The organism is Massilia sp. AB1, from assembly GCF_018119385.1.
Lineage (GTDB): Bacteria > Pseudomonadota > Gammaproteobacteria > Burkholderiales > Burkholderiaceae_D > Telluria.
On sequence record NZ_JAGKSG010000036.1, the window covers coordinates 1 to 24,843 of the forward strand.

Consider the following 24,843-nt stretch of genomic DNA (forward strand, 5'->3'; position numbering starts at 1 on the left):
GCCCGGGGGGGGGGGGGGGGCGCGGGCGGGGGGGGGGGGGGGGGGGGGGGCCCCGGGGGGGGCCCCCCCCCCCCGCCCGCCCCGGCCCCCCCCCCCCGCCCCCCCCGGGGGGGGGGGGGGCCACGGTTTCATGGCTAGTGGAAGTAGCTGATCAAAGTGGTTCCTAGTGCACCACATCGGCGACCGGCACGCCGAAATCCGGCGTACCGTCGGCGCGCCAGCGAATCACCTGCGCCCGCGTGTGGCGATTCGGATCATGCAGCGAATCCCCCTTGATCTCCTGGTAGTTGCGCGCGTGGTAGACCAGGATGTCGGTCTTGCCGTCCGGGCTCGTCGTAAACGAATTGTGGCCGGGGCCGTACTGGCCGGTGGCCGCGCTGCTGGCCAGGACCGGCGCCGGCGACTTGCTCCACGCCGCCGGATCAAGCAGGTTGGCGCTGTCGCTGGCGCTCAGCATGCCCAGCGCGTAATTGGCGTCGGTCGCGCTGGCAGAATAGGTCATGAACACGCGGCCGTTCTTGACCAGCACGGCGGGCGCCTCGTTGACGTCGAACTTGATCTTCTCCCACGCATAATCCGGCTTGGTCAGCAGCGTCGCCTTGCCCGCGATCGACAGCGGCGTATCCATCTTCGCGATATACACGGCGGTCATGTGCTTGTCGGAGCCCTGCGGACGCTGGGTCCAGACCAGGTAGCGCTGTCCCTTCAGGGCGAAGGTCGTCGCATCGAGCGCGAACGACTCCCATCCGGTCTTCAGCTGGCCCCGTTCGACCCACTGCCCTTCCAACGGATTGGCGGCGGCGTTCTCCAGCACATACAGGCGGATGTCGAAGGGCGCGTCAAGCCGTCCCGCTGTGAAGTAGAGATACCACTTGCCGTCGATGTGATGCAGCTCCGGCGCCCAGATGTTGCGGCTCATCGCTCCACTGTCGTGGCGGCGCCAGATGGTCTTCGTCTCCGCCTTCGCCAGGCCGTTCAGGTCGCGCGTGCGGCGCAGCTCGATGCGGTCGTATTCCGGAACGGTGGCGGTGTAATAGTAGAAGCCGTCCGCATGCAGGGTAACGTGCGGGTCGGCGCGCTGCATCACCAGTGGGTTGGCGAATTCAGCGGCGGCGGCTGCACTGGACAGCAACAAAGCGCTTGCCAGGGCCAGGGCCAGGCGGTGTGTGGTCATGCTCGTGTCTCCGGAATCGTTATCCTGACGAGCGTGACCTCTGCCCATCAGCTAAACCGATGGTACGGAAAGCCCTGCACTTTGATCCAATAACTTTTTTACTCGGACCGATACGATTTTCGTCGCGCCAGCTCGCGGTCGAGCGCATTGGCGAAGTTCTGGCGGTCGGCCTGGCTGAAGGCGGACGGTCCGCCGGTATCGACGCCGCTGCCGCGCAGCTCCTCCATGAAGGCGCGCATCGTCAGCTGCTGGGCGATGGTGTCCTTGGTGTACCACTCGCCGCGCGGGTTCAGCGGCAAACCGCCCTTCTCCAGCACCAGCGAGGCGAGCGGGATATCGCCGGTCACCACGATGTCGCCCGCGCTGACGCGCTCGACGATTTCGGCATCGGCCGCATCGGCCCCCGCCGGCACCTGCAGCGCGCGGATGAAGCGCGAGCCCGGCACCCGGATCAGCTGATTCGCCACCAGGGTGACGTTCAGCTGCAGGCGCTCGGCGACCCGGAACAGGATATCCTTGATGACCGCGGGACAAGCGTCGGCGTCGACCCAGATATGCATGAATGAGATGGAAAAAGCGCTGGAGACCAGCCGGATGGCCATTGTAGCCGCAAAGGGAATAACGCCAGAAGCCTCGGACGTCCTCGCTGACGCCTTAACAAATGGTAACTATTTGCCCTCTTTTCTTGGGCACGATCTGTTACGCTCGGAACATCATATCTATTTCCGAGAGGAACCAAATGATGACCAGACAGCACTGGACTCTTCTTCTCACGCTGTGCGCATCGTCGGCTTGGGCGATCGAGGCGCCGATCCGCAGCGTGACCCTGTATCCCGGCAGCGCCACCGTGGAGCGCGTGGTCGAGGTGGCGCCCGGCACGACCCAGGTCGAGATCACCGGTCTGCTGGCCAACTTCAATACCGACACGGTCCGCCTGCAGGCCGACCCAGGCATCCAGGTGGGCCAGGTGGTCACGCGCGACCTGGGGAGGACCGAGAGTCCCAGCCCGCGCGAGGCCGACCTGGAAGCCAGGATCCAGGCGCTGCAGGACCAGATCGCCGTGATCGACGCCGACTACAAGGCGGCGCAGCTGGTCCAGGGCTACCTCGAGCGCCTGGGCGGCGGCGACACCGCGGCCGGCCGCGCCGCGCCCGCCGACGGAAAATCGCTGCTCGGCACCCTCGACGCCATCCGCAAGGGCGGCGGCGATGCGCTGGAACGCATGCACAACGCCGAGCTCAGGAAGCGCGCGCTGGCCAAGCAACTGGACGTCCTCAAGCGCGACCTCGCCAAGGTGCAGGCCAATACGCGGGACAGCCGGATCATGACGATCGCCGTCGCGGCGAAGCAGGCGGGTAAACTGGTCCTTTCCTACCAGGTGACGCGCGCCGGCTGGAAGCCGACCTACCGCGCCTCGCTGGACTCGAATGCCTCCACCATCGATCTGGAGCGCCTGGCGTCGATTTCGCAAAAGACGGGCGAGGACTGGAGCAAGGTCAAATTGCGCCTGTCGACCGGCCAGCCCAACCTGTCCGCGCATGCGCCCAATCCTTCTCCATGGCTCCTGAATTACCAGCCGCCGCAAGCGGTGTCGGAGATGGCTTACGCGCCTTCCGCGCCACCGCCTCCTCCCGCGCCCCGCATGGCGGTGGGAGCGTCGGCGCGCAGCGCAGCGGACGACTACGTGGCGCCGGTAGTGGAAACGCAGGGTAACTTCACCACCGAATTCGAGGTGCCGGCCAGGGTCGACCTGGCTGCGGACGGCCGCGAGATCTCGGTCGGGCTGGGCGCACAGAGCCTGCAGGTCAAGCAGCGCGTCCGCATTGCTCCGCGCACCAGCAACGACATCGCGGTGCTGACCGCGGAGACGACGCGCCCCGGCGGCGTCTGGCTGCCCGGCCAGGTGCAGTTGCGCCGCGACGGTTCCTACGTCGGCGCGCTGCACTGGGATCCCCAGTCCAGCGACCGGCTGACGCTGTCCTTCGGCCGCGATCCCCTGACGCGCGTCGCCATCGAGCATCGCAACGAGATGTCGGGCCAGACCGGCTTCTTCAAGCGCGACAACGAAAAGCGCATCGCCGACACCTACGCGGTGACCAGCTTCCACCGCCAGCCGATCGACATCCTGGTGCTGGAGCCGACCCCGGTCAGCCAGTCGGACAAGGTCAGCGTGAAGATCGCGTTCGATCCGGAACCGAACGTCAGGGACTGGGAACAGCGTCGCGGCCTGGTCGGCTGGGAGCGTTCGCTCAAGCCGAACGAGACCGCCCGCTTCAAGGTCGATTACGTGATCGACTATCCGAAGGAAGGCTCGGTGCAGGGCCTGTAATCAAGGAGCGAGGCGCCGGCTGTACGTGTGGAACACCTCGTCGCGCGTCCAGCCGAGCGCTTCGTACAGCGACTGCGCCACGAGATTGGTCTTGGCCGTGGTCAGGTCCATGCGCGCCTTGCCCTCCATCCTGGCCAGCGCCTCGGCCGCGAGCAGCAGCGCTCGCCCTACTCCGCCTTGCCGTGCGTCGGGGGCGACAAACAGGTCGTAGAGCACGTAGATGGGCGCCGCTTCGACCGAGCAGAAACTGGGGTAGAGCTGGGAGAAGCCCACGATCTCCCCAGCCGCATTCTCCGCCACCAGCTGCCGCGATTCGCGGTTGAGGAAGCGCTGTTCGACGAAGCTGCGGGCGAGTTCCGCATCCGGCGCCTGCTCATAGAATTGCCGGTACAGATCGAACAGCTTGGCAATGTGCGGGAGATCGTCGTGCGACGCATCCCTGGTGCGGATGGACATGATGGAACCCTGGGCCTAAAGCGCGGAATCATTGCATAAGCCTGCGGCTGGCGCAATGCCAGGTGCATGACTACCCCTTCCGGCGTAGGCGCGGCGGAAGGGGCAAGGACGCTCAGTCCTTCTTGCGGCGGCGCGCGGCCATCAGGCCGGCCATGCACAGCATCGGCAGCACCAGCGCCACGGTCGAGGGTTCCGGCACCTGGGCCACGATGGAGAAGGTGTCGCCTGCGCGCAGGCCGGAGGTATCCAGCACCCAGTCGGCCTGGCCCTGCAGGCCCAGCGGATTCCCGAAGTGCAGCTCGGCCGGCTCGGCCTGGGCGAAGTGGATGCCCACGCTGTCGGCGTCGTGCTTGACGCTGCCCAGCGTCCCGAAAGCCGGGGTCACGCTGCCGGCGCCGACGAGGCCGATGCCCTGGAAGTAAAAATTGAAGTGCGAGAACGGCATGCCGCTCAGGTTCAGCACCATGGCGCTCAGGCTCAGCGGACCCAGCAGATCCTCTTCCTGCAGCACGAAATCCAGGCGGGTAGCCGTGAGATCCTGCAGGTCGAGGTTGAAGGACACCAGGCCCGGCGCGCTGTAATCAATGGCGGCGTTGGCCGGCGAGCCGGAGGCCGACAGCAGGACTGCAGCCTGCGCGCCGCTGGAGAACATCAGTGCCGCGAAGGCGGCGGCGATCGTCTTGGTGAATTGCATGTTGATTTCCCTGTGATGGATGGCGTTGATTACAAAGGCCCCTTGGCCCACGGACCCGAAATCGCGAAAGTCACGCCCGGGGTCTGGATGTTGACGAACAAGTAGCGGCCGGTCGGGTCGAAGCAGGCGCCGGCGAACTCGTTGTCGCGATGGTCGTCCGCCAGCGAGGCCAGCTTGCCCGCGCCCTGCAGCTGTGCCGCGGTCAGGTTGATGTTGTTCTTCGCGAAGATGTAGGCATCCCCTGCTCCGGTCAGGCCCATCAGGCGCTGGCCGAAGCCGTACATGTCGGTAGCGGCGGTGGAGGCGTCTTCGCAGATCAGGATGGCGTTGCGCGGGCTCACGGTGAGGTTGTCGCCCATGTTGCCCACCAGCGGGCTCGGGCTCGAGTAGATGCATTTGAGGACCTGGGTCGCCAGGTCCAGTTCCCAGATCGCGCCGCGCTGCACCGCGCCGCCCGAGGTGTCCATGACATACATCTTGCCCTGCGCGTACCAGATGCCCTCGCCGCGGTTCATGCGCGCTGCGCCCTGCAGCCAGCCCTGCACGAAGGGACCGGCCGCATTGGTGATCGTCACGCCGGAAGGGCCGGTGGCGTTGCCGCGGTCGGCGTCCGGGTTGGCGATCGGCACCCACTCCAGTTCATAGCTGGCGTTGACCGAGGCCACCGCCAGGTTGGCGTTCTGGACGCCGCGCACGCGCGCCATCTGCAGGATCCCGCCCCGGGCCAGCGAACCCGGAGCGCCGGTGCGGATGTCCGGCACGTAGCGGTAGAAGCCCGATTTGCCGGACGAATCCTCGGTCTGGTAGACGAAGCCGGTGGCGGGATCGACGGCCGCGGCTTCGTGGGCGAAGCGGCCCATGCCGATGATCGGCTGGCCCGTGGTTTGGGCCGGATCGGCCGTCACTTCGAACACGTAGCCGTGTTTCTTGCCCGAGGCGCTGACGGCATCGGAGCCGACTTCCTCGCAGGTGAGCCAGGTACCCCAGGGCGTGATGCCGCCGGCGCAGTTGGTCTGGGTGCCGCCCAGGCTCGGCGTCATGCTGACCCAGCTGCCATCGCGGAAGAGCAGGTTCGTGGTGCCGCCGCCGAACTTGTTGGCGGTGGAATTGCTGACATTGCCGCCGTCGTAGACACCGATGGCGTTGATGAAGTTGCCGGCGCCGGTGCCGCCGATCTCGTGGTTACGCACCAGCACCAGCTCGGTGCTGCGCCCCACCTTGCGCGACGCGATCACGCCCATGCCGTCGTGGCCGCCCGGGCAGGTTTTACCGTCGGTCATCAGGTCGCCGCGCCAGCCGAAGCTCTTGTAGCTGAAGCCGGCCGGCAGCTGCAGCAGCGGCAGGCCGGTGCTCAGGTCGTTGACGGGCGCGATCGGGCCGTACGGGCTGTCCACCAGCGTGGTGGAACCGTTGGCGGCCATGGCCTGCTGGGCCTGCATGGCGGCGAAAGCCCCGACGAAAGGCAGGGCCGAAGCACCGGCCAGGCCCTTGAGCAGATTGCGTCGCGACGGCGACAATTCTTTGTCAGTCATTGAACTTCTCCATCTTTGTGGATGCCATATGTCCCCACCCCCATGGCACGGACCGATGCATTTAAACAAACAAAAATGTCGGTTCAATGACAACAAAACGGCAACATTGCTGCATTAACCCGTGCAGGCGCCGCTCGCCGCGAGCGCGGCAAAAGCTTTAGAATCGCTGTCTTCTGCTCAACAGTTCTTGCTCGACAAGACAGGATTCATCCATGAACAAGCTGGCGCTCTATTTCCGCCTGGTCCGGGCCGACAAGCCGATCGGCATCCTCCTGCTGCTGTGGCCCACCCTGTGGGCGCTGTGGATGGCCTCCGGCGGCGTGCCGGACATGATGGTGCTGGCGATCTTCGTGCTCGGCACCGCCCTGATGCGCTCGGCCGGCTGCGCGATCAACGATTACGCGGACCGCGACTTCGACCGCCATGTCAAGCGCACCGTCGACCGGCCCCTCACCAGCGGCAAGATCCGCGGCTGGGAAGCGGTGATGGTGGCGCTGGTGCTGTCCTTGATCTCTTTCCTGCTGATCCAGCCCCTGAACACGCTGACCAAGCAGCTGTCGGTGGTGGCCCTGGTGGTGGCCGGCACCTATCCCTACTTCAAGCGTTTCTTCGCCATTCCCCAGGCCTACCTGGGCATCGCCTTCGGCTTCGGCATCCCGATGGCCTTCGCCGCAGTGCAGGACCAGGTGCCGGCCGTGGCCTGGTGGCTGCTGGTGGCGAACGTGTTCTGGGCCGTGGCCTACGACACCGAATACGCCATGGTCGACCGCGACGACGACCTCAAGATCGGGATCCGCACCTCGGCCATCACCTTCGGCCGCTTCGACGTGGCCGCCGTGATGCTGTGCTACGGCGCCGCCCTGGCCATCGACCTGGTGTGCGGCTGGGTCCTGGGCCTGCGCTGGTGGTTCTTGGCCGGCATCGTGGTCGCCGCCGGACTGGCGCTCTACCACTACACTCTGATCCGCCACCGCGAACGGATGGCCTGCTTCAAAGCCTTCCGTCACAACAATTGGCTGGGCGCGGCATTGTTCAGCGGTGTCGCACTAGACTATGCATTCAGGTAATATTGCTCAAAAGGCATTCACTCCACCACAAAGAGGTCCTCATGATTGAAAAGATCCCTACCCAAACCGGCACCCGCGAACAACTGGTGGCCGACCTGAAGACCGTGATCCATGACGCGGAAGCCTGGCTGCGCAACGGTGGCGCCCTCGGCGGCGAAGAACTCAAGGCCAAGTTCGAGACGACTCTGGCGAGCGCCAAGGCCGGTCTGGCCCACTACCAGGAAACCGTGGTCGATGCGGCCAAGAAGACCGACGAGTACGTCAAAGAGAATCCGTGGAAATCGGTGGGCCTGGGCGCCGCGGTCGGTGTCGTGGTCGGCATGCTGATCGCCCGCAAGTAATGAGTATCTCCACGGCGGTAGGCAGGATAGGCAGCACCGTGCTGGCCATGGCGCGCACGCGCCTGGAGCTGGCCACGGTGGAGCTGCAGGAGGAAACGCAGCGCCTGTTCGGCTACCTCGCCTGGGCGCTGGCGGCCGCGGTCCTGGCGCTCGGCGCCCTCGTCCTCGCCGTGCTGTTCGTGCTGGTGCTGTTCTGGGACACCCATCGCCTGCTGGCGGTGGGCGGCATGACGGTCCTGTTCGCGCTTGGCTGCGGGTTCGCGGTCATGAAGCTGCGCACCGGACTGGCTTCGCGTCCGCCGCTGCTCGGCGCCACCCTGGCCGAGCTGCGCAAGGACGTCGAGTTCGCGAAAGGAGAGCAGGTAGATGGGCACTAAATCCGAGATGCTTGCGGCCCGCCGCGCCGAACTGGTGGCGCGCTGCGCCACGCAGCGCGCCGTCGTCGCGCACGAGTTCGCGGTGCTGAAGTCGCCCGAGACCCTGGGCGTCGTCCCCGCCTACGTCAGCGCGCACAAGAAGACCGCCCTGATCGTGGCCGGTGTGGCGGCGGGCTTCCTCGCCACCAAACCCAAGTGGGCGGTTGGCCTCGTCACCGCCGGCGTGTCGCTCTACAAGTTCGCCCAGCGCGCCCTGCCCGTACTCAGGTGGAAGGGCTTCGAGGTGCACTGAGCGCGCCGCCCTCCCCCGCATTCGAGCCCGCCATGTGCGGGCTTTTTCTATTCCGCCAGCTCATCCATACCTAGCACAAGCGCTTGCCCGCACGATTGAAGATTGGCGCAGATGCAACGTTTTTTGCTGTTTGCAGAAATAAATTTTTAACGCCCGTATGCACGTTTGACGTGCATATATGCCGACGGAATACTCATCAGGCGGTACCACGGAAATGCCGTGTTTCACCGGAAGCATCCCAAGACAACAACAGATCAAGAGGAGCACAGTCGTGAGATCATCCCGTCGTCGTTTTTCACTCGTCGCAGCACTGGTCCTGGCATTGGGCGCACAAGGCCCGCTTGCCGGCGCCGCATCGGCCGGCATCCTGCCCGGCGCCTCGTCCTCCGGCACCCTGGCCGCGGCCAAGATCGACAGCCTGTTCGCCCAGGAACTCAACAAGCAGCTCACCAATGTCTACTACGACGTCATCGTCGTGTTCGACAAGAAGGAAAGCACATCGCGCCTGTCGGTCCTTGGGCGTAAGGTCAAGACCTATAAAGTGCTGCCGATGGCGCGCATGCTGCTGACCAAGGCCGAGATCAACCAGGTGGCCGGCTGGCCCGAGACCCGCTTCATCGAGCCGAGCCGCAGCCAGCGCCTGTTCAATGCCGAAGGCCGGGCCATGACCAAGGCCGAGGAAGTGCAGCGCGTGCTGGGCCTGGACGGCAGCGGCGTGACGGTGGCCATCATCGACACGGGCGCCGACGGCCTGCATCCGGACCTGGGCAACGTCAAGAAGAACTACGCGGTGGCGGGCGCGCTGGGCATCGATCCGACCCAGGTCTACATCTCGCTGACGCCGGACGGCATCGATGTCGAGACCTCGGTCATCGAACAGCATACCGGCCTGCTGGGCGCACAGTGGAACACCGACGAATACGGGCACGGCACCCACTGCATCGGCACCATCGCCGGCACCGGGATGGAATCCGACGGCAACCTGCGCGGCATGGCGCCCAAGGCGAACATCATCAGCTATGCCACCAGCACCGGCATCAACCTGCCCTTCACGCTGGAAGCCTACGACCACGTGATCGCCAGCAAACGCGACGGCGTGGCCGACATCCGCGTGCTCAGCAACTCATGGGGCAGCTCCTCCTACGAACCCTTCAATCCCAACCGCTCGACCAACGTCGCCTCGCGCCTGGCGTACGAAGCGGGCATCCTGTCGGTGTTCGCGGCGGGTAACGACGGACCAGGCCCGAACACGATGAACCCGTATTCGAACGCGCCTTACGCGCTGGGCATCGGCGCCACCAACAAGGCCTACGGCATGGCCGACTTCTCGTCGCGCGGCCGTCCGGAAGGTAACCATGACCGCGAGCTTGCGCTGGCCAACCTGAAGGCATTCATGGCCGCCAGCGCCGAGGAGCAGGCCGCCTGGGACCACGCTGCCCGTCCGCTCGGCATCGACCGCCCGGCCATCGTGGCGCCGGGCGAGAACATCGTGTCGAGCCAGAATCCTGTCCACCCGATGACCACCAGCGGCACCTTCTACGGCGCGGCCTCCGGCACCTCGATGGCGACGCCGCACGTGAGCGGCATCGCGGCGCTGGTGCACCAGGCCCAGGACGTCAAAGGCGGTGCGCGCCTGTCGCCGCTGGACGTGATCCGCGTGCTGGAAGTCACGGCCAACAAGGAGGTCATGCAGGGTTACGACACCTTCGACGCCGGCGCCGGCTTCATCGACGCGCGCAAGGCGGTGGACGCGGTCACCGCCGGCGCGATCCCGGCTGCCGTGACCTCGAACGACCTGGTGCACTTCAATCCGGGCCCGGTGCGCGTCGACAGCGGCAGCTATGCGGGGACGGCCACGCTCAATTCCTTCCAGACCAATACGGGCTATGGACTGCACAAGGTGACGGTTGAACCGGGGGCGATGAAGCTGTTCGCGGATGCGCAGTGGGACCTGGAGGCCAACAACCTGTACATCACGCTGTATGCGCCGGGTGTCGATCCGGCCGGCGGTGTCAACTTCGCTGCGCAATCGGCGGGGCTGACCACTATCCAGAAATATCGCTCGGTCGAGGTCAAGTACCCGGTGCCGGGCGAGTGGCATGTGCGGGTCGATGGACGCGTGAACCTGCTGTCGACGGCGTATACGGGCAAGTACGAAGTGACGGTGCCTGACAATGTGCCGCCGACCGCGGAGCTGAGCGTCAGCAGCACCAAGGTCAGCGGGGATCAGCCGGTGGCGATCAATGCCAAGGTTGGCGACGGCAATGGCGTGGCGAACGTGACCGAGGCTCGCGTGACGGTGTCGACCAGCGCGGGCAAGGTGCTGTACAGCTTCGACAAGTCGGCTTTCGTGCAGCAAGGCGATGTGCTGGTGTTCTCGAAATCGGTGCTGTTGTCGGGGAAGGCGCCGTGGACCGTCGAGGTGCGCGCGGTGGATGCTGGGGGACAGCAAGCCGTGAAGCAAGTGACGATCGGGCGCAAATAAGCGTTCGTAGTTTGCTTGCAAACTTGGGTTCCCGCCTTCGCGGGAACGACGGGCTAAGGTAGCGGGCTACGATCAGTAGCTGTGGACGCCAACCTTAAAACCGTCGTTCCCGCGGAGGCCGGAACCCAAGTTACTTCCCTCTGCCGGCTTGCCGGCAGCACTTCAATCTTTACCTAGCTCGTCGCCAAGCTCACGCCCCCGCGCCGCAGCCGCCTTCATCGCCTCGACGATGGCCTGCTTCACGCCGCTGGCTTCCATGCTGGTGATCGCCGCATAGGTCGTGCCGCCCTTCGACGTCACCCGCTGCCTGAGCACCTCAACGGGATCCTGCGACTGCGCCGCCAGCTGCGCCGCCCCGGTGAAGGTCGCCAGCGCCAGCTCCCTGCCCTGCTCCGCGCTCAAGCCCATCTCGACGGCCGCCTGCTGCATCGCCTCGAGGAAGAAAAACACATACGCCGGCCCGCTGCCCGACACCGCCGTCACAGGATCGATCTTGGTCTCGTCATCCAGCCACACGGTCTTGCCGACCGCGCGCATGACCTGGTCCGCCGCCTCGCGCTGGGCTTCGCTCACACCCGCCTGCGCCACCATGCCGGTAATGCCCATGCCGATCAGGGCCGGCGTATTCGGCATCGAGCGCGCGATGGCGCCATAGCCGCCCAGCCAGCGCGACAGGTCGGCGATGCGGATGCCCGCCGCGATCGACAGCAGCAGCTGGCCGCGCAGTTGCGGCGCCAGGCTGGCGGCCACTTCGCGCATCTGCTGCGGCTTCACCGCCAGCACCACCACGTCGGCGCCCGCGACCTGCTCGCCGATGCCGGACGCCGTGCTCACGCCATACTGCTGCGCCAGGCGCTCGAGCGCGTCGGCGTTCGGATCGACCACGTGCAGGTCGGCCGCGTTGGCAAGCTGTCCGGCCAGGCCGGCGATCAGGGCGGTGGCCATGTTGCCGCCGCCGATAAATGCAATCTTCATCTCACTCCTTGTTGGATGCGTAGGTTCGGGCGCCGAAGATGGCGCTGCCGATGCGCACGATGGTCGCGCCTTCCATGATCGCGGCCTGCATGTCGCCCGACATGCCCATCGACAGGGTGTCGAGCGCCAGGCCATCGAGGCGCAGGCGCTCGGCCAGCGTGCGCAGGCGCGCAAAAGCCTGGCGCTGGAGCGCGACGTCGGCCTGGGGTTCGGGGATCGCCATCAGGCCGCGCAGGCGCAGGTTCGGCAGCTGGGCCACCTGGCGCGCCAGTTCCGGCACCTCGTCCTCGTGCGCGCCGCTCTTGCTGGCCTCGCCGCTGATGTTGACCTGGATGCAGACATCCAGCGGCCCCAGCTCCGGCGGACGCTGCTCGGACAGGCGCTGGGCGATCTTCAGGCGCTCCACCGTGTGTACCCATTGGAAGCTGGACGCGATCGGTCTTGTCTTATTGCTCTGGATCGGACCAATGAAATGCCATTCGACAGGCGCCTCGGGTTGCGCGCGCGCGACGAGCGCAATTTTGTCGAGCGCTTCCTGCAGGTAGTTTTCACCGAAGGCCTGCTGGCCCGCCGCCATCGCCTCCAGCACCGCTTCCGCTGGGAAGGTCTTCGAAACGGCCAGCAGCTGGACGCTGGAACGGGGCCTGTCTGCGGCCTCGGCGGCACTGGCGATTGTCGCTTCGACAGCTTGCAAGTTCTCAGCGATTGTGGACATAATGATTTTCTATAGGAAATATTTTTCAGTCGAGACGAGGGCTTTGCTCCCCCGGCGCGGCACAGGGATTATAAATGGACATTTCGGAATTACTCGCCTTCTCGGTCAAGAACAAAGCCTCGGACTTGCACCTCTCGGCCGGCCTGCCGCCGATGATCCGCGTGCATGGCGACGTGCGCCGCATCAACCTGCCGCCGCTGGAGCACAAGGACGTGCACGGCATGATCTATGACATCATGAACGACGGCCAGCGCAAGCAGTACGAAGAAGTGCTGGAGTGCGATTTCTCGTTCGCGATCCCGGGCCTGGCGCGCTTCCGCGTCAACGCCTTCAACCAGGAGCGCGGCGCTGCCGCGGTGCTGCGTACCATTCCGTCCAAGATCCTGTCGCTGGAAGAACTGAACGCGCCGAAGATCTTCGCCGACCTGGCGCTCAAGCCGCGCGGCCTGGTGCTGGTCACCGGCCCCACCGGCTCGGGCAAGTCGACCACCCTGGCGGCGATGATCAACCACCTGAACGAAAACGAGTACGGCCACATCCTCACCATCGAGGACCCGATCGAATTCGTGCACGACTCCAAGAAGTGCCTGATCAACCAGCGCGAAGTCGGCCCGCACACCCTGTCCTTCAACAACGCGCTGCGCTCGGCGCTGCGCGAAGACCCGGACGCGATCCTGGTGGGCGAGCTGCGCGACCTGGAAACCATCCGCCTGGCGCTGTCGGCGGCCGAAACCGGCCACCTGGTGTTCGGCACCCTGCACACCTCCTCGGCCGCCAAGACCATCGACCGTATCGTCGACGTGTTCCCGGCCGAGGAAAAAGAGATGGTGCGCGCGATGCTGTCGGAGTCGCTGCAGGCCGTCATCTCGCAGACTCTGCTCAAGACCAAGGACGGTTCGGGCCGCGTGGCCGCGCACGAGATCATGATCGGCACCCCGGCGATCCGCAACCTGATCCGCGAAGCGAAGATCGCGCAGATGTACTCGGCGATCCAGACCGGCAGCAGCGTCGGCATGCAGACGCTCGACCAGAACCTGACCGACCTGGTGCGGCGCAACCTCATCTCCAGCAGCGCGGCCCGCTTCGCCGCCAAGATCCCGGAAAACTTCCCAGGTTAAGAAACTGCGAGGAATCTCAATGGAACGCGACCAGGCATCCAAATTCATGTTCGACCTGCTGCGCCTGCTGACGGCGAAAGGCGGCTCGGACCTGTTCATCACGGCCGGCTTCCCGCCGGCGATGAAAATCGACGGCAAGATGACACCGGTGTCGAACCAGGCGCTGAGCGGCACGCACACGGCCGACCTGGCGCGCGCCATCATGAACGACAAGCAGGCGGCCGGCTTCGAGCTGACCAAGGAATCGAACTTCGCGATCAGCCCGGGCGATCTGGGGCGCTTCCGCGTCTCGGCCTTCATGCAGATGGGCGCCGTGGGCATGGTGCTGCGCGTGATCACCACGACGATTCCGAAATTCGAAGACCTCGAACTGCCGGAAGTGCTGAAGGATGTGATCATGACCAAGCGCGGCCTGGTCATCATGGTCGGCGCCACCGGTTCGGGCAAGTCGACGACCCTGGCGGCGATGGTGGGCTACCGCAACGAGAACAGCTACGGCCACATCATCACCATCGAAGACCCGGTGGAGTTCGTGCACCCGCACCGCAACTGCGTGATCACGCAGCGCGAAGTGGGCGTGGACACCGACAGCTTCGAAGCGGCGCTCAAGAACTCGCTGCGCCAGGCGCCGGACGTGATCCAGATCGGCGAGATCCGCGACCGCGAGACCATGGAACACGCGATCGCGTTCGCGGAAACCGGCCACCTGTGCCTGGCCACCCTGCACGCCAACAGCGCCAACCAGGCGCTGGACCGCATCATCAACTTCTTCCCGGAAGAGCGCCGCCAGCAGCTGCTGATGGACTTGTCGCTCAACCTGAAGGGCCTGATCTCGCAGCGCCTGGTCCCGAAGAAGGAAGCCAAGGGCCGCGTGGTGGCGATGGAGATCCTGCTGAATTCTCCGCTGATCTCCGACCTGATCTTCAAGGGCGAAGTCCATGAGATCAAGGAGATCATGAAGAAGTCGCGCGAGCTGGGCATGCAGACCTTCGACCAGGCGCTGTTCGACCTGTACGAAGCGGACAAGATCACCTACGAAGATGCGCTGCGCAATGCGGACTCGGTGAACGACCTGCGCCTGAACATCAAGCTCAACAGCAAACACGCGAAGAACCGCGATTTCTCGGCCGGTACCGAAAGCCTCGGCCTGGTCTGAGTCGCGCAAGGCCGTGCCGGGGAGGCACGGCCGTCATCCCATCAGGCCGCGACGGCTTGCACCTCGTAGCGGTTCGGCCGGCCTTCCTGGACTTCGAACACGAGCAGCACGATCCAGCCGACGACCGGCAGGAACATCAGCAGCTGCCACCAGCCGCTGCGGTCGGTGTCGTGCAGGCGGCGGGCGCCGGCGGCGATCGAAGGAAGCAGAGTGGCCAGGCTGAAGATCGCGGACAGCTGCTCGCTGACGATGTTCAGCCCGACGGAGACCAGCACCAGGAACAGCCAGAACCACCAGTACTCGGAGCGCGAAGCGGTGCCCTCGAAGGTGGCATATTTGCGGAAGCAGGTGGAAATCGATTCGGTAAATGTCATTGTCGCTCTCGTGAAATAAAGCCGTGGGACGGCAGGTTTGATTCAGGAGAGCAACATAGCACGGTCGTCTTGAGTAAAAAGGCGCACATTCTCACTTTCCGGCGGCAACCGGCACGCCGCCCGGCATTGTCGTAAACTTCAGCTTTTCCAAGATGGAGACAAGAATCATGAGCGTCTACGACTTCCAGGCCGCATCCCTTGACGGCAAGCCCGTCGACCTTGGCGCATTCCGCGACAAGGTCCTGCTCATCGTGAACACCGCCAGCGAATGCGGTTTTACCCCGCAATACAAAGGCCTGGAAGAACTGCACCGCCGCTATGCCGGCCAGGGCCTGGCCGTGCTGGGCTTCCCCTGCAACCAGTTCGGCAAGCAGGAACCGGGCACCGAAGCCGAGATCGGCGCCTTCTGCGAAAAGAACTACGGCGTCAGCTTCCCCATGTTCGCCAAGATCGACGTCAATGGCGACAACGCCCACCCGCTCTACACCTACCTGAAAGGCGAAGCGCCCGGCGTGCTCGGCACCGAGGGCATCAAGTGGAACTTCACCAAGTTCCTGGTCAACAAGGACGGCAAGGTCGTCAAGCGCTACGCGCCGCAGACCAAGCCGGAAGAGATCAGCAGCGACATCGAGAAGCTGCTGGGTTGATAAGTTACTGCTGCGGCGAGAAGCGGATCGCCTGGCCGCCGCCCGGCGCCAGTTTCAGCTGCAGCGTATCGCCCGCGGCAACCAGCTTCGTTTCCGTCACCAGGTCGAAGCGGCGCTCGCTGCGGTAGTCGGCCGCGTCGCCGTCGCGGTAGATCTCGGCGACGTAGCGCTTGCCGGCATCCAGGAAGGCAAGGGGCAGCGCCAGGGTGCGCGCCTGCCCGTCGGTGACGGCGCCCACATACCAGTCCTGCGAGCCCCTGGCCTTGCGCGCGATGGTCGCGTACTCCCCTACTTCGCCGTGGATGACGCGGGTGTCGGACCAGTCGGTCGGCACGTCGCGGATGAACTTGAAGGCCGCGGGATACTTCTCGTAGTTCTCCGGCAGGTCGGCCGCCATCACCAGCGGCGAATAGATCACCACGAAGTTGGCCAGCTGCTTGGCCTGGGTCGAATTGAACACCTTGCCGTCCGCGCCCACCAGGCTCAGGACGCCCGGCGTGTAATCCATCGGGCCGCTCAGCATGCGCGTGAATACCAGCTTGGCCTCGTGGTCGACCGCGTTGGGCGGGTTGCCCCAGGCGTTGTACTCGACGCCGCGCGCGCCTTCGCGCGTCAGCCAGTTCGGATAAGTGCGGCGCAGGCCGGTGTCCTTGACCGGTTCGTGGGTGTCGATGGCGATGCGGTATTTCGCTGCCTCAGTCACCGCCTTCACGAAGTGGCGCACGCCGTCCTGCGAGTCGTAGTGGCCGAAGCGCGGCTTGCCGTCGCGGCCCGTGAACAGTGCGCTGCCCGCTTCGTGCACATAGCCGGACTTGATGCTGTCGACGCCGTGTTTTGCGTACAGCTTGTAGGCCGCGTCCATCTGCCTTTCGTAGGCAGGCACGTTGGCGCCGGTCTCGTGGTGGCCGATCAGGCGCACGCCCTTCGATTTCGCATACGCGGCCAGGCCCGGCAGGTCGAAGTCGGGATAGGACTTGGTGAAGCTGAAGTCCGCGCCGCCATGGCCCCAGTCGCTTTCCCAGCCCTGGTTCCAGCCTTCGACCAGCACGCCGCGGAAGCCATTCTTCGCAGCGAAGTCGATATAGCGTTTCGTGTTGGCGGTGTTGGCAGCATGCTTGGGACCCGCGTTCCAGCTCCCCTTATTCAGGTGCATCTCCCACCACACACCCACGAACTTCGACGGCTTGACCCAGGAGACGTCGCCCAGCTTGTTCGGCTCGTTCAGGTTGAGGACCAGGTCCGACATATACAGGCCCGCCGCGTTGTCGGCGATCTGCATGGTGCGCCACGGCGTCGTGAAGGCGCCGTGCTTCACCACCGCCGGGCCGTAGGAAGACGGCGCCAGCATGGCGCGCAGCTTCTGGCCCTCGACCTTGCGCAGCCACATGGAGGCGTAGTCGACCAGCGCCGCTTCGTGAAAGGCGATGTGGGTGCCGTCGTCCAGGCGCACGGTGAGCGGGGTATTGGCGATGCCGATTTCCTTGAGCGGCGCCTTGCGCACCACTTCTTCCAGTCCCGGCAATTCGCCCGCCGGAATCCACCAGGCCGTGGCCGGTTGCGTCACGGTGAACTCGGTCAGCTCGTCGAGGATCTCGACATCGCGCAGTTGCGGCTGGGCCGGGAATTCGTAGCGGAAGCCGACGCCGTCGTCGTAGATGCGGAACACGATGTCGAGACGGCGATTGCCCTTGTTCTTCTGCTCGACCGCGACGCGCAGCTCGCGGTAGCGGTTGCGCACGAACTGGCGCTCGCCCCAGGGCTGCTCCCAGGTCGAATCGTGCTCGCTGACCTGTTGTTCGCGCAGGCTGAAGCCGCCGTCGAGCTTCTGTGCATTGGCCAGGTTGAAGCCCAGGCGCGACAGGCCGATGACTTCCTTGCCGCGCCGCTTGACCGCGTAGCCCAGCTTGCCGCCGCCATCGATCTGCACCTCGACGCCGATCACCTTGTCGGGCGATTCCGCGCTGGCGATGACCTGTTGCGCCCAGGCGGGCAAGGCAAGCGTGAGGGATGCCGCCAGAAAGGCGGCGGTGCGGCTGGTGAGCATATGGTCGGTCTCCTGTGATCGATGCGTCGAAGTAGCAAAACTACCTTATTTCTTCTAACAATGCAGTGTTTACCGCCGGACTTGTAGGGTAATTACCTTACCCAAGCTAAACCGGCGCTTATCTCCTTACGTGCGTGCGGGTACAAAGGCTCGCCCTTCATGCCGCTAGACTTGCCGTGTTCATGCATCCAGACGGCCAGTCCTCATCCCGGGAGTCCATATTGCAGAATTTTCAATGGTTTTTGCTGATCGGCGCCTTGATGGTCGCGCGCGGCTTGTGGGGTCACGCGGTGGCGAAGCTTCCGTTCACCTCGGCCACGATCTACCTGGCGATCGGCTTGTGCCTGGGCCCACTGGCGCTGAACCTGTTCACCTTCGATCCACTGAACGAAGCCGCCCTGCTTGAGCCCGTGGCCGAGGTTGCGGTCCTCATCTCGCTGTTTTCCGCCGCCATCAAGATGCCGGTTCCTTTTATCCTGCCGCGCTGGATGCCCGCGATCAGGCTGGCGTGGCTGGCCATGGGCTTGTCCGTCGCGTGCATTGCCGGCTTCGGCTGGCTGGTCCTGGGACTACCTATCGGCGCGGCGATTCTGCTTGGCGCGATCCTGGCGCCGACCGATCCGGTGCTCGCAACCGACGTCCAGGTGCGGCACGCCGGCGACAAGGACCCGCTGCGCTTTACCCTCACCTGCGAAGCCGGATTGAACGACGGCAGCGCTTTTCCTTTCGTGATGCTCGGGCTCGGGCTGCTTGGCCTGCATGAACTGGGAGATCTCGGGTCGCACTGGCTGCTGGTGGACGTCGTGTGGGCGACCCTGGGTGGGCTGGCCGTCGGCGCCGGGTGCGGCGCCGCGCTGGCCTATCTCAGCGCAGCCTTGCGCAAGCGTTATGCCAGGCACGAGGTGCTGGACGACCTCCTCGGGCTCGGGCTGATCGGGCTCTCGTATGGGATTGCGCTGTCCCTGCACACCTATGGCTTCCTGGCGGTGTTCGCCGCAGGCGTGGCCTTGCGCCAGACCGAGCTGCGCCTGATCCACGCGCCGACGAATCCTGAAGGCCTGCTCGAACCGGAAACGGACGACGCGCATGCCCCTGCCGTCGTGCCGGTCGAACCCACCGTCAGCGGCGGCGCGCTGGTGTTCAAGGAGCACCTCGAGCGCCTGTCGGAGCTGACGCTGGTGCTGCTGCTGGGAGGCGCCGCCACCTGGTACCTGGCGGACTGGCGTCCGTGGGCGCTCGCTTTGTTCGTGTTGTTCGTCGCCCGTCCCGCCAGCGTGCTCGCGAGCATGGCCGGCGCCGGTATCGGTGGCCGCGCCACGGCCATCGCGGCCTGGTTCGGCGTGCGTGGGATCGGTTCGATCTACTACCTGACCTATGCCATCAACCATGGCCTGCCGCCCTCGACTTCGCGCAGCCTGGTGAACGCCACGCTGGCCGTCATCATCCTGTCGATTGTCCTGCATGGCGCCAGCGTGACGCCGCTGCTGAACCGGTTCTGGCGCGATCCCGGCCGCGGCTAGCGGGTCCTGACCTCGGCCACCGCATGCGTGGTGCAGCCGCGGTGCACGTTTTCCAGGAAGCGCACCGCCTCGTCCAGCGTCAGGCCGGCAGGCAGCAGGTGCCCGAGTGCGGCTTCCTCGCTGGCACGGTCGACGCCGAAGGCGATCGCGCGCGAGATATCGCGCGCCTGCCTGCCGTCGCTGTTGTAGAGCGCATCGTAGACGCCGATTTCCTCCCACAGGGGCACGAAGCCCGGACTGGTGCTGTCTTCGAAGACGACCGCGGGCGGCATGCCCTCGTCCTCGCGCAGGAGCTGGAATACAAAACTCATGATCGCGTCCTTTCAAAACAGGCCGCGATGCTACCACGCGCTAGGAAAGTACGCGGTCGAGCAATTCGATCCAGTGCGTGACCGGCGTCGTCGTGCCGGATTGCAGGTGGGTCAGGCAGCCGATGTTGGCCGAGACGATTTCCTCGGCCCCGGTCGCCGCCAGGCTGGCCAGCTTGCGGTCGCGTAGTTCGTGCGCGATTTCCGGGTGCAGCACCGAATACGTGCCGGCCGAGCCGCAGCACAGGTGGTTGTCGCCGCACAGCACCACGTCGACGCCGGCCGCGTGCAGCACGCCCTCGACCTTGCCGCGGATCTGCTGGCCGTGCTGCAGGGTGCACGGCGGGTGGTAGGCCACCCGCTTCGTGATACGGCCTTTGAGCTTGGCCGCCAGCTGGTCCTGGAAGGCCGGCATGATCTCGGACAGGTCTTTCGTCAGCGCCGAGATGCGCTGCGCCTTGGCGGCATAGGCTTCGTCATGGGCCAGCAGGTGGCCGTATTCCTTGACGGTCACGCCGCAGCCGGAGGCGGTCATGACGATCGCCTCGACCTGGTCGACATGGGGCCACCAGGCGTCGATATTGCGGCGCATGTCGTCCAGCCCCGCCGCCTGGTCGTTCAGATGATAGCGCACCGCGCCGCAGCATCCGGCCCTCGGCGCCGTGATCAGCTGCACGCCGAGCGCATCGAGCACGCGCGCCGTGGCGGCGTTGATGTTGGGCGCCATCGCCGGCTGTACGCAGCCGTCCAGCACCAGCATCTTGCGCGCATGCACGCGCGCCGGCCAGCGTCCCGCGGCGCGGGCGGGCTGCAGCTTGTCCTGCAAGTCCTTGCCCAGCAGCGGGCGCACCGCCTGTCCCGTCATGAACGCCGGCTTGAACAGGCTGGTGCGCGGCAGGAATTCCTTGAGCGTAGTGCGCCTGAGCTTGTCCTTGAAGGGACGCGGCACGCGCTCCTCCACCACGCGGCGGCCGATGTCGACCAGGCGGCCGTACTTCACGCCCGACGGACAGGTGGTTTCGCAGTTGCGGCAGGTAAGGCAGCGGTCCAGGTGCAGCTGGGTCTTGCGGGTCGGCTCGGCGCCTTCCAGCACCTGCTTGATCAGGTAGATGCGGCCGCGCGGGCCATCGAGTTCATCGCCCAGCAGCTGGTAGGTCGGGCAGGTGGCGGTGCAGAAGCCGCAGTGCACGCAGGCGCGCAGGATCGCTTCGGCTTCCTCGCCCTCGCGCGTGCCCTTGATGAAATCGGCGAGATTGGTTTGCATGTCAGTACATCCGTCCCGGGTTGAACACGTTCGACGGATCGAAAGAGGCCTTCAGGCGTTCGTGGATCCTGGCCAGCGTCGGCTGCAGGGGCTGGAACACGCCCACGCTCTTGTCGCCGCCGCAGAACAGGGTCGCGTGGCCGCCGCAGGCGCTCACGGTGCGGCGGATCGTGGCGGCGCTATCAGCATCGCCGCCGGCGCGCAGCCAGCGCTGCGCCCCACCCCATTCGATCAGCTGGGAGCCGCCGAGCACGATGGCGCCCGTCGTCGAGGGAACCGACAAGCGCCACAGCGCGCCCTCGCCGGCGAAGAAGGGGTGGCGCTGCTCGCGCAGGCTGGCCCAGAACGGCCCGCAATCGTTCATGACTTCGCCGCCGAGCGAGCGCACGGCGGCATCGACCGCCGCCTGGGCGCCAGACAGGCGCAGCGCCAGCACGCCGTCGTGCCAGCAGCTGCTCGACACCGGCAGCGGCTGGCCGCCCCATTCGTTGAGCTTGCGGATGGCGTCGATCTCGCTCATGCGGAAGCGCAGCGTGGTTTCGGCGAAGGGACGCGGCAACACCTTGACCGAGATCTCCAGCAGCACGCCCAAGGTGCCGAGCGAACCGGCCAGCAGGCGCGAGACGTCATAGCCGGCCACGTTCTTCATCACCTGGCCGCCGAAGCCCAGCACCTCGCCCTTCCCGTCCAGCAGCTTGGCGCCCAGCACGAAGTCGCGCACGGCGCCGCTCGCCGCGCGGCGCGGGCCCGACAGGCCGGCCGCGATGGCGCCGCCCAGGGTGGCGTCGGAGCCGAAGTGCGGCGGTTCGAAGGCCAGCATCTGCTTGCGTTCGGCCAGCACGGCTTCGATCTCGCGCAGCGGCGTGCCGCAGCGCGCGGTGATGACGAGTTCGGTGGGCTCGTAATCGACGATGCCGGCGTGGCCGCGCGTGTCGAGGATCTCGCCCTCCAGGCGCTGGCCGTACCAGTCCTTGGTGCCGCCGCCGCGGATGCGCAGCTTGTGGCCCTTGGCGGCGGCTTCCCGCACCCGTTCCTGTAGTTGTTCGATCGACTGCATGATGGCTCTCTCAGAAACGCGGAAGGTCCGGGAACGGCAGCTCGCCGCCATGGACGTGCAGTTTGCCGAATTCGGCGCAGCGGTGCGGCGTGGGGATCGCCTTGTCCGGGTTGAGCAGCATGAGCGGGTCGAAGGCGCGCTTGACCTCGAAGAAGGCGTCCAGCTCCTTGCGGCCGAACTGCACGCACATCGAATTGATCTTCTCCATGCCCACGCCATGCTCGCCGGTGATGGTGCCGCCCACTTCCACGCACAGCGCCAGGATGGCGGCGCCGAAGGCTTCGGCGCGCTCGAATTCGCCCGGCTGGTTGGCGTCGAACAGGATCAGCGGATGCATGTTGCCGTCGCCCGCATGGAACACGTTGGCGCAGCGCAGGCCAAAAGTCTGTTCCATGCCCTCGATGGCCGAGAGCACCCGCGCCAGCTGCTTGCGCGGGATGGTGCCGTCCATGCAGTAGTAGTCGGGCGAGATGCGGCCCGCCGCCGGGAAGGCGTTCTTGCGTCCGGACCAGAAGCGCACGCGCTCGGCTTCGCTCTGCGACACGGCGATGGCCGTCGCCCCAGCCTTTTCCAGCACCGCGCTCATGCGTTCGATTTCCTCGGCCACTTCCAGCGCCGTGCCGTCCGCCTCGCACAGCAGGATGGCGGCCGCGTCCTGGTCGTAGCCGGCCTTGACGAAAGGCTCGACCATGCGCACCGAGGTGCGGTCCATCATTTCCAGGCCGGCCGGGATGATGCCGGCGGCGATGACGTTGGCCACCGCGTTGCCGGCAGTGACCACGTCGTCGAAGGAGGCCATGATGACCTGGGCCACGGCGGGTTTCGGCACCAGCTTGACCGTCACCTCGGTGACGATGCCGAGCATGCCCTCCGAGCCGATGAACACGGCCAGCAGGTCCAGGCCCGGCGCGTCCAGGCTTTCGCCGCCCAGCTCGACGATCTCGCCGTCGATGGTGGCGACGCGCACGCGCAGCACGTTGTGGACCGTCAGACCGTACTTGAGGCAGTGCACGCCGCCCGAATTCTCGGCCACGTTGCCGCCGATGGTGCAGGCGATCTGCGAGGACGGGTCGGGCGCGTAATACAGGCCGAAGGGAGCCGCCGCTTCCGAGATCGCCAGGTTGCGCACGCCCGGCTGCACGACGGCGGTGCGCGCATAGGCGTCGACGCGTTCGATGCGGTTCATGCGCGCGGTCGAGATCACCACGCCATCCGCGATCGGCAGCGCCCCGCCCGACAGGCCGGTGCCGGCGCCGCGCGGAACGATGGGCACGTTCAGTTCGCGGCACACATCCATGATCGCCAGCACTTCGGCTTCGCTGGACGGCAGGGTGACGATCAGGGGCAGCTGGCGGTAGGCGGCCAGGCCGTCGCATTCGTACGGACGGGTATCTTCGGGGTCGGAGAGCACGCGGCCGTCGGGAAGCCGCTCACGCAGGGCGCTGGCGACCTGCTGCCGTCGTTCGGCATGGCTTGAATCTGATGCGGAAATGGGGGCGGACATGGTCTGATTGTAAGCACAATTGCTGCGATTTGTCGTATGCTCGGCCTATCGTTTTTTTAACACTGTACATTACAAATCATCATGGGCAATCGACTTTCTAAAATCGCGACGCGCACCGGCGACGACGGCAGCACCGGGCTGGGTGACGGCAGCCGTACCGGCAAGGACAGCGCGCGCATCCATGCGCTCGGCGAAGTGGACGAGCTGAACTCCTTCGTCGGCCTGCTGCTGTGCGAAGAGATGCCGGCCGAGCTGCGCGAAGAGCTGGTCTCGATCCAGCACGACCTGTTCGACCTGGGCGGCGAGCTGTGCATCCCCGGCTACCAGATGATCAAGGAAGAGCATGTGGCGCGCCTGGACGGCCTGCTGGAGAAGTACAACGCCGACCTGCCGATCCTGAAGGAATTCATCCTGCCGGCCGGCTCGCGCGCCGCCGCGACCGCTCACGTGTGCCGCACCGTGTGCCGCCGCGCCGAGCGCGCCATCGTGGCGCTGTCCAAGGCCGAGGAGATCCACGCTCATCCGCGTCAATACGTGAACCGCCTGTCGGACCTGATGTTCGTGCTGGCGCGCGTGCTGAACCGCTTCGCGGGCGGCTCGGACGTGCTGTGGCAGCACGAGCGCAAGCGCGGCTGAGATTTACACTTACAACAACTACGGAGACGGCAGCGGTGGACGACTTTATCGGAGTGTATGACGGCGCCCTGAGCCCGGAGCAGTGCGACGCCCTGGTGGCGCGTTTCGACGCCAGCGACAAGGTGGGGCGCGGGCGCACCGGCATGGGCGTGGACGTGGAAAAGAAGGACAGCTACGACATCACGATCACCCAGTTCCCGGAGTGGAACGACGTGAGCGGGATGCTGCTGCAGACCATGTCGCGCCACCTGGAAGAGTACATCGACCGTTACCGCATGCTGGTAATGGGCTCGCTCTCCCCTTCCCTGGCCCATCCGCAGACCGGCAAGCCGACGGCGCTGTCGATGGAGAACTTCGACGAGGTGGGCAAGCCGCATCTCGAGGAGCTGATGCGCACCCTGTACCGGCCGGGCACGATCAACCTGCAGAAGTACATGAAGGGATCGGGCGGATATCACCACTGGCATTCGGAGATTTACCCGCAGAATGCCTCGTGCGAGACGCTGCACCGGGTGCTGCTGTGGCAGTTCTACCTGAACGATGTGGAGGAAGGCGGGGAGACCGAGTTCCTGTACCAGCAGCGCAAGATCGCGCCGAAGAAGGGACGGCTGGTGATCGCGCCGGCGGGGTTCACGCATACGCACAAGGGGCATATGCCGACGAGCGGGGACAAGTATATTGCGACGTCGTGGATTTTGTATCAGCGGGCGGAGACGCTGTTCGGCAAAGCTTGAGCGTTGCGTTACCCCCAAAACCGTCATTCCGGCCTTCGCCGGAA

Annotated in this window: 25 protein-coding genes; 12 read left to right on the forward strand and 13 right to left on the reverse strand. The window is 65.7% G+C overall.

What is annotated here, in order from left to right:
• Positions 1–163 precede the first annotated feature (163 nt).
• Both J8847_RS18145 and J8847_RS18150 read right to left on the reverse strand, forming a co-directional pair.
• Positions 164–1,174 (reverse strand): family 43 glycosylhydrolase, encoded by a 1,011-nt coding sequence (locus J8847_RS18145; RefSeq protein ID WP_211526115.1) that lies wholly within the window; start codon positions 1,172–1,174, stop codon positions 164–166.
• 98 nt (positions 1,175–1,272) lie between these two features.
• Positions 1,273–1,734: a YaiI/YqxD family protein gene (locus J8847_RS18150; RefSeq protein ID WP_211526116.1), complete on the reverse strand. Its 462-nt coding sequence runs from the start codon at positions 1,732–1,734 to the stop codon at positions 1,273–1,275.
• 179 nt (positions 1,735–1,913) lie between these two features.
• Between J8847_RS18150 and J8847_RS18155 the strand changes: the two genes are divergently transcribed.
• Complete coding sequence (locus J8847_RS18155; RefSeq protein WP_211526117.1) at positions 1,914–3,503, forward strand: DUF4139 domain-containing protein; 1,590 nt, start codon at positions 1,914–1,916, stop codon at positions 3,501–3,503.
• Here the strand turns inward: J8847_RS18155 and J8847_RS18160 are convergent, their stop codons facing one another.
• From J8847_RS18160 to J8847_RS18170, 3 genes are all read right to left on the reverse strand, one after another.
• A complete protein-coding gene (locus J8847_RS18160; protein ID WP_373999938.1) occupies positions 3,504–3,962 on the reverse strand; it encodes an N-acetyltransferase family protein in 459 nt (152 codons plus the stop codon).
• Between the two features lie 109 nt (positions 3,963–4,071).
• Positions 4,072–4,653 carry a PEP-CTERM sorting domain-containing protein gene (locus tag J8847_RS18165; RefSeq protein ID WP_211526119.1) on the reverse strand — a complete coding sequence of 194 codons (582 nt, stop codon included), beginning with the start codon at positions 4,651–4,653 and terminating at the stop codon, positions 4,072–4,074.
• 29 nt (positions 4,654–4,682) lie between these two features.
• Complete coding sequence (locus J8847_RS18170; protein WP_211526120.1) at positions 4,683–6,185, reverse strand: PhoX family phosphatase; 1,503 nt, start codon at positions 6,183–6,185, stop codon at positions 4,683–4,685.
• 212 nt (positions 6,186–6,397) lie between these two features.
• Between J8847_RS18170 and ubiA the strand changes: the two genes are divergently transcribed.
• The 5 genes from ubiA (at position 6,398) to J8847_RS18195 (ending at position 10,747) form a co-directional block, all read left to right on the forward strand.
• Positions 6,398–7,252, forward strand: coding sequence for a 4-hydroxybenzoate octaprenyltransferase (gene ubiA / locus J8847_RS18175; RefSeq protein ID WP_211526121.1), 855 nt, complete (start codon positions 6,398–6,400; stop codon positions 7,250–7,252).
• A gap of 41 nt (positions 7,253–7,293) precedes the next feature.
• The gene (locus J8847_RS18180) at positions 7,294–7,593 is read left to right on the forward strand and encodes a YqjD family protein (RefSeq protein WP_211526122.1); all 300 of its coding nucleotides are present in this window, start codon (positions 7,294–7,296) and stop codon (positions 7,591–7,593) included.
• Positions 7,593–7,970, forward strand: coding sequence for a phage holin family protein (locus tag J8847_RS18185; RefSeq protein WP_211526123.1), 378 nt, complete (start codon positions 7,593–7,595; stop codon positions 7,968–7,970). The genes J8847_RS18180 and J8847_RS18185 overlap by 1 nt, the downstream gene beginning before the upstream one ends.
• Positions 7,960–8,262, forward strand: coding sequence for a hypothetical protein (locus J8847_RS18190; protein ID WP_211526124.1), 303 nt, complete (start codon positions 7,960–7,962; stop codon positions 8,260–8,262). The genes J8847_RS18185 and J8847_RS18190 overlap by 11 nt, the downstream gene beginning before the upstream one ends.
• A gap of 271 nt (positions 8,263–8,533) precedes the next feature.
• A complete protein-coding gene (locus J8847_RS18195) occupies positions 8,534–10,747 on the forward strand; it encodes a S8 family serine peptidase (protein WP_211526125.1) in 2,214 nt (737 codons plus the stop codon).
• Positions 10,748–10,909: 162 nt separating this feature from the next.
• Here the strand turns inward: J8847_RS18195 and proC are convergent, their stop codons facing one another.
• Both proC and J8847_RS18205 read right to left on the reverse strand, forming a co-directional pair.
• Positions 10,910–11,722, reverse strand: a complete 813-nt coding sequence (gene proC, locus J8847_RS18200; protein ID WP_211526126.1) for a pyrroline-5-carboxylate reductase — start codon at positions 11,720–11,722, stop codon at positions 10,910–10,912.
• A gap of 1 nt (position 11,723) precedes the next feature.
• On the reverse strand, positions 11,724–12,437 hold the full coding sequence (locus J8847_RS18205) for a YggS family pyridoxal phosphate-dependent enzyme (RefSeq protein WP_211526127.1): 714 nt from the start codon (positions 12,435–12,437) through the stop codon (positions 11,724–11,726).
• A gap of 74 nt (positions 12,438–12,511) precedes the next feature.
• On the opposite strand from J8847_RS18205, the gene J8847_RS18210 reads away from it, so the two are divergent.
• Together J8847_RS18210 and J8847_RS18215 are read left to right on the forward strand one after the other, a co-directional pair.
• Entirely contained in the window at positions 12,512–13,555 is a 1,044-nt protein-coding gene (locus J8847_RS18210) for a type IV pilus twitching motility protein PilT (protein WP_211526128.1), read from the forward strand.
• A 19-nt stretch (positions 13,556–13,574) separates the two neighbouring features.
• Positions 13,575–14,711 (forward strand): PilT/PilU family type 4a pilus ATPase, encoded by a 1,137-nt coding sequence (locus J8847_RS18215; protein WP_211526129.1) that lies wholly within the window; start codon positions 13,575–13,577, stop codon positions 14,709–14,711.
• 41 nt (positions 14,712–14,752) lie between these two features.
• On the opposite strand, the gene J8847_RS18220 is transcribed toward J8847_RS18215, so the two are convergent.
• On the reverse strand, positions 14,753–15,085 hold the full coding sequence (locus J8847_RS18220) for a DUF805 domain-containing protein (protein ID WP_211526130.1): 333 nt from the start codon (positions 15,083–15,085) through the stop codon (positions 14,753–14,755).
• Positions 15,086–15,249: 164 nt separating this feature from the next.
• Here J8847_RS18220 and J8847_RS18225 point away from each other — a divergent pair, with 164 nt between their 5' ends.
• Complete coding sequence (locus J8847_RS18225) at positions 15,250–15,732, forward strand: glutathione peroxidase (RefSeq protein WP_373999939.1); 483 nt, start codon at positions 15,250–15,252, stop codon at positions 15,730–15,732.
• 4 nt (positions 15,733–15,736) lie between these two features.
• Here J8847_RS18225 and J8847_RS18230 read toward each other — a convergent pair whose 3' ends face one another.
• Positions 15,737–17,776, reverse strand: a complete 2,040-nt coding sequence (locus J8847_RS18230) for a glycoside hydrolase family 97 protein (protein ID WP_211526132.1) — start codon at positions 17,774–17,776, stop codon at positions 15,737–15,739.
• Positions 17,777–17,997: 221 nt separating this feature from the next.
• On the opposite strand from J8847_RS18230, the gene J8847_RS18235 reads away from it, so the two are divergent.
• On the forward strand, positions 17,998–19,296 hold the full coding sequence (locus J8847_RS18235) for a sodium:proton antiporter (RefSeq protein WP_211526133.1): 1,299 nt from the start codon (positions 17,998–18,000) through the stop codon (positions 19,294–19,296).
• Here J8847_RS18235 and J8847_RS18240 read toward each other — a convergent pair.
• The 4 genes from J8847_RS18240 to J8847_RS18255 are packed head-to-tail and all read right to left on the reverse strand — an operon-like array spanning position 19,293 to position 23,429.
• Positions 19,293–19,607, reverse strand: a complete 315-nt coding sequence (locus J8847_RS18240; protein ID WP_211526134.1) for a hypothetical protein — start codon at positions 19,605–19,607, stop codon at positions 19,293–19,295. The genes J8847_RS18235 and J8847_RS18240 overlap by 4 nt on opposite strands.
• Positions 19,608–19,647: 40 nt before the next feature.
• On the reverse strand, positions 19,648–20,868 hold the full coding sequence (gene glcF / locus J8847_RS18245; protein ID WP_211526135.1) for a glycolate oxidase subunit GlcF: 1,221 nt from the start codon (positions 20,866–20,868) through the stop codon (positions 19,648–19,650).
• 1 nt (position 20,869) lies between these two features.
• Positions 20,870–21,925: a glycolate oxidase subunit GlcE gene (gene glcE, locus J8847_RS18250; RefSeq protein ID WP_211526136.1), complete on the reverse strand. Its 1,056-nt coding sequence runs from the start codon at positions 21,923–21,925 to the stop codon at positions 20,870–20,872.
• Positions 21,926–21,935: 10 nt separating this feature from the next.
• Complete coding sequence (locus J8847_RS18255; protein ID WP_211526137.1) at positions 21,936–23,429, reverse strand: FAD-linked oxidase C-terminal domain-containing protein; 1,494 nt, start codon at positions 23,427–23,429, stop codon at positions 21,936–21,938.
• An 81-nt stretch (positions 23,430–23,510) separates the two neighbouring features.
• On the opposite strand from J8847_RS18255, the gene J8847_RS18260 reads away from it, so the two are divergent.
• Both J8847_RS18260 and J8847_RS18265 read left to right on the forward strand, forming a co-directional pair.
• Complete coding sequence (locus J8847_RS18260) at positions 23,511–24,065, forward strand: cob(I)yrinic acid a,c-diamide adenosyltransferase (RefSeq protein ID WP_211526138.1); 555 nt, start codon at positions 23,511–23,513, stop codon at positions 24,063–24,065.
• A 35-nt stretch (positions 24,066–24,100) separates the two neighbouring features.
• Complete coding sequence (locus J8847_RS18265; RefSeq protein WP_211526139.1) at positions 24,101–24,799, forward strand: 2OG-Fe(II) oxygenase; 699 nt, start codon at positions 24,101–24,103, stop codon at positions 24,797–24,799.
• The last annotated feature ends 44 nt before the right edge of the window (positions 24,800–24,843 follow it).